This window comes from Prevotellamassilia timonensis (assembly GCF_900106785.1).
GTDB classification, from domain to species: domain Bacteria; phylum Bacteroidota; class Bacteroidia; order Bacteroidales; family Bacteroidaceae; genus Alloprevotella; species Alloprevotella timonensis.
This window is the reverse complement of record NZ_LT629841.1, coordinates 284,393-301,416: the sequence shown is the minus strand read 5'-3', so window position 1 is coordinate 301,416 and position 17,024 is coordinate 284,393. Positions and strand designations below refer to the sequence as shown.

Sequence of the window (17,024 nt, the reverse complement as noted above, 5' to 3'; positions counted from 1 at the left end):
TGTGATGTACGCGTTAGCAGAATTTTGTTTGCTAATTCCGCCAACGCATTACTTACTTGTTAACCCGTTAACCAAGAATTTCGCCAACAGGTTGCCAACATTACTTGCCTTCCTTTTTGCCGCCCAGTATGGCAGTGGGGTCAAGTTTGGCTATGGTGTCGCGCATGGCGGTGTCGCCCTTGAGATTTTCGAGTTTGTAGTAATCCATAAATCCCATGTTGCCCTCGCGCAGGGCTTGTGCCAGGGCCTTTGGCACTTCGGCCTCGGCCTGTATTACCTCGGCACGTGCCTGCTGAGCCTTGGCCTTCATCTCCTGTTCGGTGGCCACGGCCATGGCGCGGCGTTCCTCGGCTTTGGCCTGTGCAATGTTCTTGTCGGCGTTGGCTTGGTCCATTTGGAGTGTGGCGCCAATGTTTTTGCCCACATCGATGTCGGCAATGTCTATTGACAGAATTTCGTAAGCTGTGCCGGCGTCGAGGCCCTTTGAAAGCACGAGTTTTGATATAGAATCGGGATTTTCGAGCACTTGCTCATGCGTTTCGGCCGAACCGATGCTCGACACAATGCCCTCGCCCACACGGGCCAGAATGGTGTCCTCGCCGGCACCACCTACCAGCTGGTGTATGTTGGCACGCACCGTAACGCGGGCTTTGGCGATGAGCTGAATACCATTTTTGGCCACAGCTGCCACGGGGGGTGTGTCTATTACTTTAGGATTGACACTCGTCTGCACAGCCTCGAACACATCGCGGCCGGCCAGGTCGATGGCGGTAGCTTTTTCAAACGAGAGGTCGATGTTGGCCTTTGATGCCGACACCAGCGCATGCACCACGCGCTGCACGTGTCCGCCCGTCATGTAGTGGGCTTCAAGGTTGTCGCGCGTCACGGTGCGCAGCCCGGCCTTGTGTGCCTCGATAAGGCTCGGCACGATGATGCCGGGCGGCACATTACGAATGCGCATCAGGAATAGCTGAATGAGCGATATCTTCACACCCGAAACCTTGGCACTGAGCCACAAGAAGAAGGGCACGAAATGGAAAAAGATGCTGAGAAGTACTATGGCGCCTAACGCCACAACAGCAATCACCATAGGAGATGAGATAATCATAAGCTACAAGTATTAAGTAGATAAAGTTGAAAGTCGCTCATGGCTATTGACAATATCGCGGACTCGCTGATAAGTTAACAAGTTAACGGGAACCACAATAGGCAAGCGGGAACCACTGACAGAGGGTTCTCGTTTGTCTGTTATATAATTGAAGTTTCGGATTTAGCAAGCGCGGGCTGAAAGCCCAATGGAGCACATAGCCCAGGGCAAGCGAAGCGACACCCTGGGACTTCCGTATAGTAGAGTATCCGCGCCCTGTAAGGGCAAAAGCTTTAACCCTTTATGTTGTTATTCTTACTTGATAACTGATTTAGCGGTCTTAAAGTGGAACATCGTATGTATATTTTGTTCAACACCTGCGCCATGTCTTAAAGCTTTTGCCCTTTCAGGGCGCGACTGCTCCAACACGCGATACCCAGGGTGCCGCTTCGCTTGCCCTGGGCTATGTGCTCCATTGGGCTTTCAGCCCGTCCTTGCTAAATCCGAAACTTGAGTTATATAATAGTCAACGACTTTTACCATACAAAGGTATGGCTTAATAACAAAAGCGTGAAAAAGTTCCTTGGTCTTTTTCACGTTTTTGTGTTATACAACATATTATGAGAGCTAACGACTCTGTGCATCAATATATTCGAGTTCGGCGGCAAGCATGGCTATGAGCGGCATGTCGGCACCGCGGCTGCGTGCCTCTGCCAGCGGACGGCGGTAAAGGTAGTACAGCTCCATGGGGCGGTGGTGGTCGCGGTCAAACTTCATGCTCGATGCAAATTGTGGCATACGGTGTGTCATGTCCATCATTTTGTCGGCATAACTCTCGTCAATGCCTTTCACACCGCAAGCTCTGGCGGCGCCTATCACCTCGAGCATCATTTGGCGAATGATGGGTGCCATGCTCTCGTTGGCTATCAGGCTGCCGGCCGAAGCGGCACCCACAGCAGCGGTCATGCCATTAAAGGGCATGTTCCACACAGCTTTTTTCCAGCGCATCTCGTCGTAGGGCATTTCCTTGGCTTTGATGCCCGAAGCTGCAAAGTCGGCCATCATGTGGGCGAGTGCCTCGTGGTTGTGGCAGTTGTAGTTGCCCACCTGCAGCAATCCGTTGAAGGTGTGCGTAATGTGGCCGGGAGCGTTTTTGAGCGTGCAGATGTATGCTACGCCTCCCAACAGTTGCGCGCGTGGCATGGCCTTGCACAAGTCAGCCTCCAGCCCGATGCCGTTTTGTATGAGCAGCACCAGTGTGTCGGGGTGACAAATTGGGGCGAGCATTTGCGGCAGCAGGTGGTTGGCTATGCTCTTGATGGCTACTATCACCACATCGCACACTGGCATTTGCGCCGTACTGTTGTAGGCATTGATGTGGCAAAGGTGGTAACTGCCATCGCACGAGTCGACCTGCAGGCCGTGCTGGCTCACATGGTCGTAGTCGGAATGCAGCAAAAAGTGTACGTCGTGACCGGCTTTGGCCAACAAGCCGCCATAGTAGCCACCTATGGCACCGGTGCCTATGATTGCATATTTCATATAGTCTGGTATATACGTATCTGGTTGACGGGTTGACGGGTTGACAAGTAAGTAAGCATACGCTACTTATTATTATGTTAAAGTAAGACTGGTAACAAGCTTGGTAAACTTACTTGTAAACTTGTCAACTTTTCAACTTTTCAACTTTTCAGGGCGGCAGCCTCATCGGCCAGCCCCATCTTATATACATTCGTTTCACGCAGTTCAAAGCCCAGGCTCTGATACAAGCGGTTGGCTGCCACCCGCTGCGGACGCGAGGTGAGGTTTGCCGTGGCGGCACCGTGGCGGCGGGCTTGGAACATGAGGTGGTCGAGCAACATGCGCGCGTACCCCTTGCCACGCTGGGCAGCGTCAACCACCACGTCCTCTACCCATGCTTTGTCCCCCGTGAGCTGATGGCACAGGCAGAGTGTAGCCGTGCCGGCCAAAGTGCCCTGCGGCGTGTAAAGCAAGTAGATGTGTGTGCGGGGCTCGTGGGCCAAAGTTGTGAGTTGGGCGAGCGTCAATGGCACAAAGTTGGACGAGAGTTGGGCAAGCAGGGTGTTTACACTGTCGAGCAGCGGTGTGCTGCAGTCATCTGCCCTGAGCGGCACAATGTGGCAGCGGCGGCGCACATCGAGCAGCTGGCGTATGGTTTTGCCATAAAGGGGGTGGCACCATTCGGGAGCTATCTCGGCCAAAGGTTCGAGCACAAACAGGCGGTCGGTCATTTCGGGGTGCGGCAGTTGCAGCGACGGTGTACACACCACGCGGTTGTCGCTGGCCAACAAATCGATGTCGATAATGCGGTCGTGATACACCCCGTCCTTGCTCTTGACGGTGCGCCCCATGTCGCGCTCAATTTGCTGAGTAGCGTGCAGCACTTCGGCGGGCGTCATCGTGGTGTCTACTGCCACAGCCGTATTGACAAACAAGTTGTCTGATTCAAAGCCCACGGGTGCCGTTTCGACAAGTGTGGCCTTACGCACAACCGTGCCTATGCGCTCGCCAATGAGCGCACAGGCACGGTTTATATTTTCGTGACGATTGCCAAGATTTGTTCCGAGTGAGAGATAAAGCATTACAAGTTGTGATATATATATGTGTGAGCCGAGCGGTTGCCCCCTACTCCACCGAAAGTGCGTCGAACACCATTTGGGGTTCAAAGCCGCGTGTAATGGCCGCACGGGCAATCTTTTGGTTCACGGCATAAGGCGTGTCGCCCTTGGTGGTGCGGCGCCTCGAGGCAATGAAGTCGGCCAATGCTTGGCGGTAGTCATCGTCGTCTATCAGAGCCAGGGCATCGTCGGTGTCGAAGTCTGATACACCCTTTTGCCGCAGCGCATAGCGTATTTTGATGCGCCCCCAATGGTCGAAGCGGAATTTATCGTTTACAAAGGCGCGCGCATAACGTGCCTCGTCAATGTAGCTTTCGGCCTCAAGGCGGCCCAAGGTATCGTCCACCTCGTCGGGTGTGGCCCCTTTGGCCAGAAGTTTTTTGGCTATCTCGCTGCGGCAATATTCCTTTTGCGCGCAGCGGCTGGTGGCCCACTGGTAGTATTGGTTGTTATCGGCCATAAGTTACTTAATGATGCTGCGCAGCACAAACCAGGCATGGTAGCCCAGGGTGGACAGCAGACCATAATGGTGCGACATGATGTGGAAACGCTCGCGCAGCGATGCCTTGTGGTTGCGTGTGGTCATGCCCTCGTTCAGATAGTCGGCGATGATGGTGTGTGCATTGACAAGCGGCAGTGCCTTGCGTGAAGCCTCACGCATGATGCGAATGCACCAGTCAAAGTCGGCCGAGAAGCGGTACTTGCGGTTGTAGTGCATACGCCGTGCCAGGTCGGTACGTGCAAAGAAAGCCTGGTGGCACACCAGCATGCCATTTTTGAACGAGCGCCAGTTGAGGTGTTCGGGGGGTGTCAGGCGCCGGCGTCGCAGGAAGTTGCCGTCGGCATCTACCAAGTTGGTGTCGCCATACACCACAGCGGGCAGTTTGGGTGCCTTGACAGCCGCCTGTGCCACGAGTTCGAGAGTGTTGGCAGCATGAAAGGTGTCGCCCGCATTAAGAAATAGTATGTAGCGCCCCGTGGCCATGTCGATGGCCTTGTTCATGGCATCGTAGAGCCCCTCGTCGGGTTCGCTGATGCACACTATTTCGTGACGCACGGCAGCATGGCTGTTGCGCTCCTGATAGTGGTGCACAAGCTCAAGGGTATTGTCGTGCGAGTTGCCGTCAATAATGAGGTGCTCCACATGGGCATAGGTTTGCTGCTCCACACTTTCAATGGTTCGTTCAATAAGCGCACCGGCATTCCATGTAACGGTGGCTACGGTAATTTTAAGGCCTTCTTCTGTCGTCTGTGCCGCGGAAGGAGGCACACTGTTCTCTTCCATTTTTATGATAAGTACATTATTATTCTATTAAGTAGGTTGCTGCCGCCCTACTCCATTGCATATACTGCCGCATAAGCCTTGGCCACAGCCTTTTCGTCGTAAGCCTTCAGGGCCTTGGCGCGGGCATTGCGGCACATGGCGGCATAGCTTTGCGAATTGAGTGTTGCAGCTATGCCATGTGCAAAGTCGAGGCTGTTGCAGTAGGCGGCCAGATAGCCGTTCACCCCCGTGTCTACCATCTGCGGCACACCGCCCACATTGAATGCCACACAAGGCACGCCGCAGGCCATGGCCTCGGCTATGGTGTTGGGCAGGTTGTCCATGAGGGTGGGCATAACCAACAAGTCGCAGGCTTGGTAGAGCTGTCGCATACGTTCCTCGCTCTGTACATAGCCCATGGCATACGCTGGCACAGCAAAGGCCGATTGCAAACTTTCGGCTCCATGGCCCGCCAGCACAATGGCCACCTGGTCGGCCTGGTCGGGATGCTCCTGCATGAGCAGCGATATGGCTTCGGTCAGATAGTCTATGCCCTTGTTGGGGTCGGTCACCTTAAAGGCGGTAAACAGCAGCAAACGCTTGTCGGCGGGCAATCCGAGTGCCTCGCGCACCTCGTTGCGGGTGGGCATGCCCTCTGTGCCGGCTGGTGCATAGTAGCGTGTGTCGATGGGATTGGGTATGCAGCCCACGCGCTGCCCCTTGAGCAGTGGCGCTTGTGCGGCCAAGCCGGCCAACCACTGGCTGCACCCTATTGCGGTAAAGTGGCCCTTGGCGTAAGTGGCAGCCTTGCGGCGGTAGGTGCTGGCCGACAGGTCGCCCGCCGAGGGACGGCACAACTGCGGACATTTGCCGCAACCGCTGAGCCAGCGCTGGCAGTCGGCCGCATTGTGACACACACCGGTAAAGGTCCACATATCGTGCATGGTGATGACCACGCGTTTGCCACTGCGCAATATCTTCTGCATATTGCGCAGCGAGAGCATGGCCTGGTTTGTCCAATGCAGATGTATGACATCGGCCTCGGCAAATGCCTTGAGCCGTGTAATGTCGTTGCCAAAGCGTGCCGTGTCTACTGCAAACAGCCCATGGCGGCTAAAGCCGTTCTTTACGAATATCTCTAACCTTTCGAGCACGAACTTGAGTTTGCGCCACAGGGTGCGTTTAAGGCTTACCACCTCTGTGCGCTCTGCTGGCAGTGTGCGGTTCATGCACAACAAGGTGGCATCTACGCCGTTCTGGCGCAATGCTTTGAGCAGCCGCATGGAGGCTATGGCAGCCCCGCCTGCGTGGTCTGAGGTGTTGACAAGCAGTACTTTCAAGGGAGTAGAGGTTAGAGGGTTAAGAGGGTTAGGGGGTTAGGGGGGTTAGGGGGGATAAGGTTATGAGGTTATAAAGTAACCTTTGTGTGTTAGGCAAGGAGTTTGGAAGTTAGAGGGTTATTGGGTTAGAGGGTTATTGGGTTAGAGGGTTAAAAGATTACCCTTGCTTGCCTAACTCACAAAGGTTACTTTATAACCTTATAACCCCATAACCTCATAACCTTATAACCCCATAACCTTATAACCTTCCCCCTCTCTCACCGTCCCAGCGTGTCCTTTGCAATGACAGCTGTGGCCCCGGCGTTTTGTTTGATATAATTGTCTGCTGCCTGGCCAGCGCGTGAGAGTTCGTCCTTGTCCGAAAGGAAACGGTCCATGATGGCCGCAAAGTCAGCCGCAGAATGTATTTCGCGGCAACCACCATTGGCCAGCAAAGCCTGCGCCTCGCGGAACTTCTTGTTGTTAGGGCCTATTATTACCGGCACACCATACACCGCTGCCTCGGGCACATTGTGTATGCCCACACCAAAACCACCGCCCACATAGGCCACGGTGGCATAACGGTAGATGCTCGACAACAAGCCATAGCAGTCTATTATCAGGCAGTCGGCCTCGGCCACACTCTTAGGCGTGGCTGTAGAGTAGCGCACATGCGGCCGCTGCAGTTTGCTCTCAATCTGTCGCAAGTGGTCCTCGCTCACCACGTGGGGAGCCAGTACCAGACGCAGATTGGGGTGGGTGTTGAAATAACTGATGATGATGTCCTCGTCGGGCTGCCACGAACTGCCGGCCACGAGCACCCGCCAACAACCGGCAAAGCGCTCAACAAGGGGCAGCGGCTTGGCCGCATTGCGTATGTCTATTACGCGGTCAAAACGGGTGTCGCCCACCACCGTCACTTGGTTTACGCCTATGCCGGCAAGCAGTTGTTTCGAAGCCTCGTCCTGCACGTAAAGGTGCGTCATGCGATGCAGCACACGTGCATAGTTGCGGCCGTACCAACGAAAGAATATCTGGCCGGGCCTGAAAATGCTCGACACCGAATAAACCGGCACATGGTTGCGGTGCAATATGTCGATGTAGTTGCGCCAGAACTCATATTTTATAAAGTATACAGCCTCGGGACGCGCCATTTTTACAAACTTTATGGCGTTGAACGGGGTGTCGAAGGGCAAGTAACATATCACATCGGCCCCAGCATAGTTCTTGCGCACCTCATAGCCCGAGGGCGAGAAAAAGGTGAGCAATATTTTGCGTTCGGGGTGCTCGCGCCGCAAGCGCTCCATGAGCGGGCGGCCCTGTTCAAACTCGCCCAGCGAAGCGGCATGGAACCACACATAGCGGCTGGTGCCTATCTGGCGGCGCAATATGCGCCAAGTGTCGCGGTGCCCGCGCATCATGGTACGCACCTTTTTGTTAAAGAGTGCGGCTATGTTGCAGCCGAGCATCATCAAGTATATTGCGAGTGAATACATCTTGTAGTAAAAAGAGTTTTGCTGTCCGTTGACACCACCAAGCGTCAACGGACCGACAAAAGATAGTTAACTGGAGCCTACAAGCAGACAGGCCTCACGCGCCCACCTGCTTCAACCAACTTGCTTAGTGCAGCGCCTCAATGGCAGCCTTCATGCGGCGCAGGGTCTCCTCCTTGCCAAGGAAAGCGGCAAGCTCATACATGTCGGGACCCTTACCAGTGCCCACAAGGCACACGCGCCAGGGGTTCCAAGGCTTTTTGCCTGTTTCGGCAGCCCAGGCATCTACCACAGCCTTCTGGCTTTCGATGCTGAAGTCGTCAAGGCCCTCAAGCAGATGGTAAAGCGCATCCATGTCGGCAGCAGCGCCTTCCTTCCAGTTCTTGCGGGTAAACTTGTCGTCGGCCGAATAGGTGGGGGCTATAAAGAAGAAGTCGCAAAGGGGCCAAAGTTCCTTGATAAAGTTAATCTTCTTCATCTTCATCATGCCCACCACAGCCTGTACACGTTCAATGGGGGCGTCGATGCCATTGGCCTTGAGTATCTGGTCAAAGGCAGGGGCGAGCACCGCGTCGTCGGTTTTGAGTATGTACTCGCGGTTGAACCACTGTCCCTTGATATAGTCGAACTTGGCACCGCTCTTCGAGCATTTTGACAGGTCGAACTGGTCGATGAGTTCCTGCATGGAGAGTATTTCCTGGTCGGTGCCGGGGTTCCAGCCCAACAGGGCAAGGAAATTGATTACAGCCTCGGGCAGATAGCCACTTTCGCGGTAACCCGACGACACATCACCCGTTTTGGGGTCGTGCCACTCGAGCGGAAACACCGGGAAGCCCAGACGGTCGCCGTCACGCTTACTGAGCTTGCCCTTGCCGTCGGGCTTGAGCAACAGGGGCAGGTGGGCAAACTGGGGCATGGTGTCCTCCCAACCAAAGGCACGGTAGAGCAACACGTGCAGCGGAGCCGAGGGCAACCACTCCTCGCCACGTATCACATGCGAAATCTCCATCAAGTGGTCGTCCACAATGTTGGCCAAGTGGTAGGTGGGCAGGTCGTCGGCACTCTTGTAGAGCACCTTGTCGTCGAGAATGTCGCTCATTATGCGCACATCGCCACGAATGATGTCCTTTACGTGCACCTCCTCACCTGGCTCTACCTTGAAGCGTACCACATACTGCTCGCCGGCGTCAATCAGGCGCTGTGTTTCCTCGGCGCCGAGCACCAGCGAGTTGCGCATCTGCATGCGGGTATGGGCATCGTACTGAAAGTTCTGCACAGCCTCGCGCTTGGCGGTCAGTTCCTCGGGGGTGTCAAAGGCTATGTAGGCCTTGCCGGCATCGAGCAGTTGCTTTACATACTTGCGGTAAATGTCGCGACGCTCGCTCTGGCGGTAGGGGCCATGGTCGCCACCAAAGCTCACACCTTCGTCAAACTTGATGCCGAGCCACTTGAACGTCTCTATAATATAGTCCTCGGCTCCCGGCACAAAGCGGTTGGAGTCGGTGTCCTCAATGCGGAACACCATGTCGCCGCCGTGCTGGCGCGCAAACAAATAGTTGTAAAGGGCTGTGCGCACACCGCCAATATGAAGTGGACCCGTGGGGCTTGGTGCAAAACGCACACGTACTTTTCTTTCAGACATAGTTGTGATGATAATTGCGCGTTGGCAGAATCGGGTGGTCGAACTGACAGACATGCACGGGCTTTGTCGGCCCATCAGGCCGAGGCGTGACGAGCCTTTGCCGGCTCGTCAACCCGTCAACCTGTTAACCCGTCAACCCTTAACCAATTATGCCAACGGGTTGATAGTTTCGTTATTATGCCACAAAAGTACTGCTTTTTTCGCAAAAGGCCAAGTTGTGGCACAGACGCCATAACACCAAGTTTGGCCATCAAAGGATAAAGTTGTACTTTTGCAGACTGTAACCAACGCATAATCAACCAATTCACACATAATGAAGAAGTTTTTCACTCTCACTCTTCTGCTCCTGCTCACCGCCGTGACGGCCGTGCAGGCTCAGGTGAACTTCAGCGTCAAGTACAAGCGCGTGAATTCCACCACCATCGACATCATTTTTACTGGTACCGCACAGCCGGGCTGGCACATCTACTCTACCAACATTGGCGAGGGTGGACCTACCAGGGCCGAGTTTGGCGTGGACAAAATTAAGGGTGCCAAGCTCAAGGGCAGCCTTAAGGCCGGACCGGGAGCCAAAACCATGCAGGACCCCATATTCGAGATGCCTGTAACCTTCTTCGAGGGGCACGCCACCTTTACACAACGCGTGGAGCTGCTCGACAAGGACTATGAGCTGAAAGGCTACCTTAAATATGGTGCCTGCAACGACGAGAACTGCCTGCCGCCCACCAGCGTCAACGCTAAGGTGGCTGGCACCGACGGCCCCGCCCCCACTGCCGAGAGCAAGGCCGAGGAGGCTGCCGCTGCTGCCGCACAAGGCAACGCACTGACTACTGCCACCGACAGCACGGCTGCCACTGCCACCGACAGCGCCGCCGCCATGGCACAGGTGCAGCCGCTCGACAGCGCACAGACTCAGGCTCTGTGGACTCCGGTAATAAAGGAACTCAAAAACTTTGGTTCGGACACGGGCGACATGACGGGCAAGGCATGGTACTACATCTTCTTCCTGGGCTTTGTAGGCGGCCTCGTGGCCTTGTTCACCCCTTGCGTATGGCCCATCATACCTATGACAGTGAGTTTCTTCCTTAAGCGCTCGGGCGACCGCCGCAAGGGTGTGCGCGATGCCATTACCTACGGCGTCAGCATTGTGGTGATATACGTGGCCCTGGGCCTTATCATCACCACCATATTCGGTGCCAATGCGCTCAACGACCTCTCCACCAACGCAGTGTTCAACATTCTGTTCTTCCTCATGCTGGTTGTGTTCGCGGCCAGTTTCTTTGGTGGATTTGAGATTACGCTGCCCAGCAAGTGGGGCGATGCTGTCGACAACAAGGCCGAAAAGACTACCGGTCTGCTCAGCATCTTCCTCATGGCCTTTACACTGTCGCTGGTGAGTTTCTCATGCACAGGTCCCATCATAGGCTTTTTGTTGGTCGAGGTGAGCACATCGGGCGGTTCGGCTCTGGCTCCCACCATCGGCATGTTGGGTTTTGCCGTGGCGCTGGCTCTGCCGTTCACACTGTTTGCCCTGTTCCCCACATGGCTTAAGAGCGCGCCCAAGAGCGGCGGCTGGCTCAACAACGTGAAGGTGGTGCTTGGTTTCCTCGAACTGGCTTTTGCCCTGAAGTTCTTCTCGGTGGCCGACTTGGCTTACGGCTGGCACTTGCTCGACCGCGAAACTTTCCTCGCACTGTGGATTGTGATATTCGCCCTGTTAGGCATCTACCTGCTGGGCGCCATCAAGTTCCCGCACGACGATGAGGACGAACGCCACACTTCGGTTCCGCGCTTCTTCCTGGCGCTCATATCACTGGCCTTTGCTGTGTACATGGTGCCGGGCTTGTGGGGCGCACCTGTCAAGGCTGTGAGCGCCTTTGCACCGCCTATGTCTACTCAGGACTTTAACCTCGACCCTGTAAAGATTGAGGCTAAATTTACCGACTACGAGGCGGGCATGGCCTACGCACGCCAAACGGGCAAACCGGTGATGCTCGACTTTACGGGCCACGGTTGTGTGAACTGCCGCAAAATGGAGTTGGCTGTATGGCACGATGCCAAGGTGCGCGACTTGCTCACCAAGGATTATGTGCTTATTTCGCTTTATGTGGACGAGAAGGCTCCGCTGCCCGAACCCATCGAGGTGCAGGAGAACGGACAGGCTACCACGCTTCGCACCGTGGGCGACAAGTGGAGCTACTTGCAGCGCAGCAAGTTTGGTGCCAACGCGCAGCCTTTCTACGTGTTGCTCGACAACAATGGCCGTCCGCTCAACAGCTCTTACTCGTACGACGAGAACATTGACAAGTTTGTGACGTTCCTTAAAAAGGGCCTTGACAATTATAACAAGCAATAAGCACTGGCAATTTGCTAATGTGGCAATTTGCTAATGCGTTAATGGGCTGACGCCGTAGTGTTACAAATAGTAACGCTACGGCGTCAGCTCATTTATATATCTGCATATTTGCACATTAACAAGCATGGCGCAAGCACGATGCAAACACCAAACGCAAGCACTAAACGCGAGCACTAAACGCAAGCACCAAACGTGAGCACCAAACGCAAGCAACAAACGCAAGCACTAATGGGGGCGACGCGTCCCGCGTCGGGCTATTTTTCAGCACCCTCGTCCCTCACGCCCCCATTAAAGGTAGCGTTCTGCGAGCACGGCGCCAGCCCTTATGTATCTTACAGGCAGGGCGACCAGCCCTGCCTCAGCTTATGTGAAAAATCACGGCGTCAGCCTTATGTTACTTATGTAGCTTATGTTCTTATGTCTACCGCGGTAAGCGGCACAAGGGCGGACAGCCCTTGAAAACACAGAACAAGATTCATTACTCCCAATGTAGTTTACCCCATCAGCCAGACGGCACAAGAGCGAAACCAAAAACTGCATCTTGCCCGACGCGGGACGCGTCGCCCCCATTAGAGGTAGCGTTTGGTGGTAGCGTTGGGTGCTTGAGTCTGCGAGCAGGACGTCAGCACATTACCACATTACCACATTACCATATTGACGAAAAAATCCCCGCTACGCCACGAGAGGGGGCATAACGGGGATTGGAGTATATATTCGGCCAAGTCGCGAAAAAGGCAAATTCAGAAAACGCGACGCAACCTATATATGCACTTTAATTAGTCGGCCAACTTAGCCTTGATGAACTCACGGTTCAAACGGGCAATGTTAGCGATAGACTCGTTCTTGGGGCATACAGCCTCGCAAGCACGGGTGTTGGTACAGTTACCAAAACCAAGTTCGTCCATCTTGGCCACCATAGCCTTGGCACGCTTGGCTGCCTCGGGACGACCCTGGGGCAGAAGTGCAAACTGGCTAACCTTAGAGCTTACGAAGAGCATGGCAGAGCCATTCTTACAAGCTGCTACACAAGCACCGCAACCGATGCAAGTGGCGCAGTCCATAGCCTCGTCGGCGTCCTGCTTAGGAATGAGAATGGCATTGGCATCCTGAGGTGCACCAGTGCGCACGCTGATGTAACCACCGGCAGCCTGAATCTTGTCAAAGGCCGAACGGTCAACCATGCAGTCCTTTATTACAGGGAAAGCTGCCGAACGCCAAGGCTCAACGGTGATAACGTCGCCATCGTTGAAACGACGCATGTAAAGCTGGCAAGTGGTGGCACCAGCCTCAGTCTTACCGTGGGGTGTACCATTGATGTAGAGCGAGCACATACCGCAGATACCCTCGCGGCAGTCGTGGTCGAATACGAAAGGCTCCTTACCCTCCTCAACGAGCTCTTCGTTGAGAATGTCGAGCATTTCGAGGAATGATGTGTCATCGGGGATGTCGTGCATCTCGCGCGTGTCAAAGTGACCCGCATCCTTGGGGCCATTCTGCTTCCAATACTTGATTGTGAATGATATGTTCTTAGCCATGGCTTATTAATTCTTGTAGTTACGGGTTTTTACTTCGATTGCTTCGTACTTCAAGGGCTCTTCGTACTTAACGGGATCCTTGTCCTCACCCTGGTATTCCCAGCATGATACGTAGAAGCAGTTCTTGTCGTCACGCTTGGCTTCGCCCTCTTCAGTCTGATGCTCTACGCGGAAGTGACCGCCGCAGCTCTCCTCGCGGTGGAGTGCGTCGATGGCGATGAGCTGACCCATGGTGATGAAGTCGTTCAAGCGGATAGCCTTGTCGAGCTCAACGTTAACACCCTCGATGTGGGGAACGAAGAGGTTGGTCTCGAACTCCTTGCGGATTTCCTTCAACTTGGCAAGAGCTGTTACGAGGCCCTCCTTTGAACGGGCCATACCAACATACTCCCACATGATGTGGCCAAGCTCCTTGTGAATGCTGTCAACCGACTTCTTACCATTGATGTTGAGCAAGTGGTTGATGTGATCCTGCACAGCCTTTTCGGTAGCCACAAATTCGGGCAGGTCGGTGCTGAAGCGGGGCACAGTGATTTGGTCGCTGAGGTAGTTCTGAATGGTGTAAGGCAACACAAAGTAACCATCGGCCAAACCCTGCATAAGGGCAGAAGCACCCAAACGGTTGGCACCGTGGTCAGAGAAGTTACACTCACCAATGGCGAACAAACCAGGAATGTTGGTAGAGAGCTCGTAGTCAACCCAAAGACCACCCATCGTGTAGTGAATAGCGGGGTAAATCATCATCGGGTTGGTATATTCGATACCGTCGTTACCCTTGCGCACTACCTGGCCGGGCTTAACGTCGGTAATTTCTTCGTACATGTCGAAGAGGTTGCCATAACGCTGGAGCACCACGTCGATGCCCAGACGGCCGATAGCCTCAGTAAAGTCGAGGTATACGGCAAGGCCAGTGTTGTTCACACCAAAGCCGGCGTCGCAACGCTCCTTGGCAGCACGCGAAGCTACGTCGCGGGGAACGAGGTTACCGAAAGCGGGGTAACGGCGTTCAAGATAGTAGTCGCGGTCAGCCTCGTTGATGTCGGTAGGCTTGATTTCGCCCTTCTGCAACTTAATGGCGTCTTCCTTCTTCTTGGGCACCCAAATACGGCCATCGTTACGCAGTGACTCAGACATAAGGGTGAGCTTTGACTGCTTGTCGCCGTGAACGGGGATACAAGTGGGGTGAATCTGCACGTAAGCAGGGTTGGCAAAGTAAGCACCCTTGCGGTAAGCTGCAATGGCAGCCGAGCAGTTACAACCCATGGCGTTGGTTGAAAGGAAGTAAGTGTTGCCATAACCACCAGTGGCCAATACTACTGCGTGGGCGGCAAAGCGTTCGAGCTTGCCGTTGATGAGGTTACGGGCAATGATACCGCGTGCACGGCCGTCGATGATTACAACGTCCTGCATTTCGTAGCGGCAGTAAAGCTTTACAGTGCCGGCGTGTACCTGAGCCATGAGGGCAGAGTAGGCACCGAGCAAGAGCTGCTGGCCAGTCTGACCCTTGGCATAGAAAGTACGGCTTACCTGCACACCACCGAATGAACGGTTGGCAAGCAAACCACCATATTCGCGTGCGAAAGGTACACCCTGTGCCACGCACTGGTCGATGATGTTGGCGCTCACCTCAGCCAAACGGTATACGTTGGCCTCGCGGGCACGGTAGTCACCACCCTTTACAGTATCATAGAAGAGGCGGTAAACAGAGTCACCATCGTTCTGATAGTTCTTGGCAGCATTGATACCACCCTGTGCGGCGATAGAGTGCGCACGACGGGGAGAGTCCTGAATGCAGAAGTTGAGCACCTTGAAGCCCATCTCGCCAAGTGAGGCTGCTGCCGAAGCACCGGCCAGACCTGTACCTACTACAATGATGTCGAGCTTACGCTTGTTGGCGGGGTTCACCAATTTCTGATGAGCCTTATAGTTGGTCCATTTTTCAGCAACAGGACCTTGAGGTATTTTAGAATCTATATTAGCCATGATAGGATATTCTATTTTATAAAGTTAAAAGTTTAGGAGTTGAAAGAGTTAAGCAAGCAGCAATAGTCATATCTATTCTTTTCGCTTCTTACCTTCCCGCTCTTCCACTTTAAAAGAATACATTATGCTGCGCAGCAAGCACCACCGCAGAAGGCGAACTTGAGAGCTACTGCAAGGAAGATGAGCATGAGCACAGTAACGTAGATGTTACCGATGCAACGCCAGCGGTTGAACCAAATCTTGCCATTCCAACCGAGTGTCTGCATAGCGCTCCAGAAACCGTGTGTCATGTGGAACCAGATGGCTACAAACCAGATGATGTAGAGCACAGTGAACACCGGATTGCTGAAGGTGTAGGCTATCATGCCATAACCATCGGCAGCATCTTCTACGCCGTTAACATAAGGCATACCAGCGTTGAAGAGTTCGGCAAACATCATGTTGTACCAGAAGTTGAAGAGGTGGAGCAGCATGCCGAGCACCACGATGATGCCGAGCACGAGCATGTTCTGCGATGCCCACTCTACCTTTTCGGGCTTTGAGGTAACGGCATAGCGGTTGTTACCACGGGCCTTGCGGTTCTGCAGGGTAAGAATGATGGCATAAATAAAGTGGAGGGCTACGAGCACTGCAAGGCCGGCGGTTGCCACTACGGCATACCAGTTGGCACCCAACATCTCGCATACCCAGTTGTAACCTTCTTTTGAAAAGAGGGCTACCAAGTTCATGCAACCATGAAATGTGAGGAACAGAATAAGCGCAATGCCAGTTACTGACATGATTACCTTCCGTCCGATGGATGAGTTAGTTAACCACATAAAATGATTTGAATTAAGTTGATATTTAGATTATTAAATTTATCCGGCGCCACACGGGGTGCGGGGCGTGCCCCTTTTCCCTTGTTTTGCTGCATATCCTCATAAATGGGGAGGACACACCTTTATGCGTGCAAAATTAAAGGTTTTTATTTGTGTTTACAAGTTTTGCGGGTACAAAAAACGGGCTGTCCGTCCGTTTGGGGTGTGTACGCCTTCGCAGGGTCTGTGCTACCACCCAACGCTACCTCTAATGGGGGCGACGCGTCCCGCGTCGGAAAAATGCAATGTTTATACACTAAAAGAGGCTCACAGACAGCGTAATTACACGCCTGTCTGTGAGCCTTTGCCTTAAATTCCGACGCGGGACGAGGCTGCTGAAAATGCCCCGACGCGGGACGCGTCGCCCCCATTAGAGCGCATTTTTCTGGCATTACAGTTCTTCCAATGGCTTCAAATCCGCTTTTTAACCTGTCAATCTGATAGAAAACGCAAGCACTAATGGGGGCGACGCGTCTCGCGTCGGAAAAATACAATGTTTATCCACTAAAAAGGCTCACAGACAGCGTAATTACACGCCTGTCTGTGAGCCTTTGCCTTAAATTCCGACGCGGGACGCGTCGCCCCCATTAGAGGTAGCGTTGGGTGTTAGCGTCACACCGGTCACAGGGCTATCAGTCTTTGTCCATGTTGCCCCACATGTCGCCTTGGGGGTTGCCCCACATGTCGTTTTGCTTCTGGCTCCAGCGCACATCGGTACGTTCGTCTTTGTTTACTTCAATTTGGGCACCACCGCTGAGGTTGAGCATGGCCTCCTCGGCATAGAGGTGTACTGCAACAGACTGGGGCTGCATATATGTCTTTTTCATATCTTGAATGTCTTTACTTGTG

General features: G+C 53.9%; 13 protein-coding genes and 1 pseudogene. 1 reads left to right on the top strand and 13 read right to left on the bottom strand.

The window, feature by feature from the left end:
- Window positions 1-100 precede the first annotated feature (100 nt).
- The 9 genes and pseudogenes from floA to gltX form a co-directional block, all read right to left on the bottom strand.
- A complete protein-coding gene (floA, locus tag BQ5453_RS02940; protein ID WP_071122069.1) occupies window positions 101-1,108 on the bottom strand; it encodes a flotillin-like protein FloA in 1,008 nt (335 codons plus the stop codon).
- A 606-nt stretch (window positions 1,109-1,714) separates the two neighbouring features.
- Window positions 1,715-2,629, bottom strand: a complete 915-nt coding sequence (locus tag BQ5453_RS02935) for a 2-dehydropantoate 2-reductase (protein WP_071122068.1) — start codon at window positions 2,627-2,629, stop codon at window positions 1,715-1,717.
- Between the two features lie 140 nt (window positions 2,630-2,769).
- Window positions 2,770-3,141: a GNAT family N-acetyltransferase gene (locus BQ5453_RS14510; RefSeq protein WP_235860018.1), complete on the bottom strand. Its 372-nt coding sequence runs from the start codon at window positions 3,139-3,141 to the stop codon at window positions 2,770-2,772.
- Between the two features lie 105 nt (window positions 3,142-3,246).
- Window positions 3,247-3,690 (bottom strand): annotated as a pseudogene (folK, locus tag BQ5453_RS14505) (2-amino-4-hydroxy-6-hydroxymethyldihydropteridine diphosphokinase); the annotation flags it as partial.
- A 43-nt stretch (window positions 3,691-3,733) separates the two neighbouring features.
- A complete protein-coding gene (locus tag BQ5453_RS02925; RefSeq protein WP_022101312.1) occupies window positions 3,734-4,186 on the bottom strand; it encodes a regulatory protein RecX in 453 nt (150 codons plus the stop codon).
- Between the two features lie 3 nt (window positions 4,187-4,189).
- Window positions 4,190-5,011: a glycosyltransferase family 2 protein gene (locus BQ5453_RS02920; RefSeq protein ID WP_071122066.1), complete on the bottom strand. Its 822-nt coding sequence runs from the start codon at window positions 5,009-5,011 to the stop codon at window positions 4,190-4,192.
- Between the two features lie 47 nt (window positions 5,012-5,058).
- Entirely contained in the window at window positions 5,059-6,330 is a 1,272-nt protein-coding gene (locus BQ5453_RS02915; RefSeq protein WP_071122065.1) for a glycosyltransferase, read from the bottom strand.
- Between the two features lie 257 nt (window positions 6,331-6,587).
- On the bottom strand, window positions 6,588-7,805 hold the full coding sequence (locus BQ5453_RS02910; protein WP_071122098.1) for a 3-deoxy-D-manno-octulosonic acid transferase: 1,218 nt from the start codon (window positions 7,803-7,805) through the stop codon (window positions 6,588-6,590).
- A gap of 124 nt (window positions 7,806-7,929) precedes the next feature.
- On the bottom strand, window positions 7,930-9,444 hold the full coding sequence (gltX, locus tag BQ5453_RS02905) for a glutamate--tRNA ligase (RefSeq protein ID WP_071122064.1): 1,515 nt from the start codon (window positions 9,442-9,444) through the stop codon (window positions 7,930-7,932).
- Window positions 9,445-9,757: 313 nt separating this feature from the next.
- Here gltX and BQ5453_RS02900 point away from each other — a divergent pair, with 313 nt between their 5' ends.
- Window positions 9,758-11,800, top strand: coding sequence for a protein-disulfide reductase DsbD family protein (locus BQ5453_RS02900; RefSeq protein WP_394365332.1), 2,043 nt, complete (start codon window positions 9,758-9,760; stop codon window positions 11,798-11,800).
- Window positions 11,801-12,576: 776 nt separating this feature from the next.
- Here BQ5453_RS02900 and BQ5453_RS02895 read toward each other — a convergent pair.
- The 4 genes from BQ5453_RS02895 to BQ5453_RS02880 form a co-directional block, all read right to left on the bottom strand.
- On the bottom strand, window positions 12,577-13,335 hold the full coding sequence (locus BQ5453_RS02895) for a succinate dehydrogenase/fumarate reductase iron-sulfur subunit (RefSeq protein WP_071122062.1): 759 nt from the start codon (window positions 13,333-13,335) through the stop codon (window positions 12,577-12,579).
- Between the two features lie 6 nt (window positions 13,336-13,341).
- Window positions 13,342-15,318, bottom strand: coding sequence for a fumarate reductase/succinate dehydrogenase flavoprotein subunit (locus tag BQ5453_RS02890; RefSeq protein ID WP_071122061.1), 1,977 nt, complete (start codon window positions 15,316-15,318; stop codon window positions 13,342-13,344).
- 122 nt (window positions 15,319-15,440) lie between these two features.
- Window positions 15,441-16,136, bottom strand: a complete 696-nt coding sequence (locus BQ5453_RS02885) for a fumarate reductase transmemBrane cytochrome b subunit (protein ID WP_022101461.1) — start codon at window positions 16,134-16,136, stop codon at window positions 15,441-15,443.
- A 671-nt stretch (window positions 16,137-16,807) separates the two neighbouring features.
- Window positions 16,808-17,002 (bottom strand): hypothetical protein, encoded by a 195-nt coding sequence (locus BQ5453_RS02880; RefSeq protein ID WP_071122060.1) that lies wholly within the window; start codon window positions 17,000-17,002, stop codon window positions 16,808-16,810.
- Window positions 17,003-17,024: the final 22 nt, after the last annotated feature.

Excerpts from the sequence above, each read along its gene's own strand:
- BQ5453_RS02925 (WP_022101312.1), bottom strand. The coding sequence starts at position 4,186 with ATGGCCGATAACAACCAATACTACCAGTGGGCCACCAGCCGCTGCGCG.
- BQ5453_RS02900 (WP_394365332.1), top strand. The coding sequence starts at position 9,758 with ATGAAGAAGTTTTTCACTCTCACTCTTCTGCTCCTGCTCACCGCCGTG.
- BQ5453_RS02885 (WP_022101461.1), bottom strand. The coding sequence starts at position 16,136 with ATGTGGTTAACTAACTCATCCATCGGACGGAAGGTAATCATGTCAGTA.
- floA (WP_071122069.1), bottom strand. The coding sequence starts at position 1,108 with ATGATTATCTCATCTCCTATGGTGATTGCTGTTGTGGCGTTAGGCGCC.
- BQ5453_RS02910 (WP_071122098.1), bottom strand. The coding sequence starts at position 7,805 with ATGTATTCACTCGCAATATACTTGATGATGCTCGGCTGCAACATAGCC.
- BQ5453_RS02920 (WP_071122066.1), bottom strand. The coding sequence starts at position 5,011 with ATGGAAGAGAACAGTGTGCCTCCTTCCGCGGCACAGACGACAGAAGAA.
- BQ5453_RS02890 (WP_071122061.1), bottom strand. The coding sequence starts at position 15,318 with ATGGCTAATATAGATTCTAAAATACCTCAAGGTCCTGTTGCTGAAAAA.
- BQ5453_RS02935 (WP_071122068.1), bottom strand. The coding sequence starts at position 2,629 with ATGAAATATGCAATCATAGGCACCGGTGCCATAGGTGGCTACTATGGC.
- BQ5453_RS02895 (WP_071122062.1), bottom strand. The coding sequence starts at position 13,335 with ATGGCTAAGAACATATCATTCACAATCAAGTATTGGAAGCAGAATGGC.
- gltX (WP_071122064.1), bottom strand. The coding sequence starts at position 9,444 with ATGTCTGAAAGAAAAGTACGTGTGCGTTTTGCACCAAGCCCCACGGGT.
- BQ5453_RS02880 (WP_071122060.1), bottom strand. The coding sequence starts at position 17,002 with ATGAAAAAGACATATATGCAGCCCCAGTCTGTTGCAGTACACCTCTAT.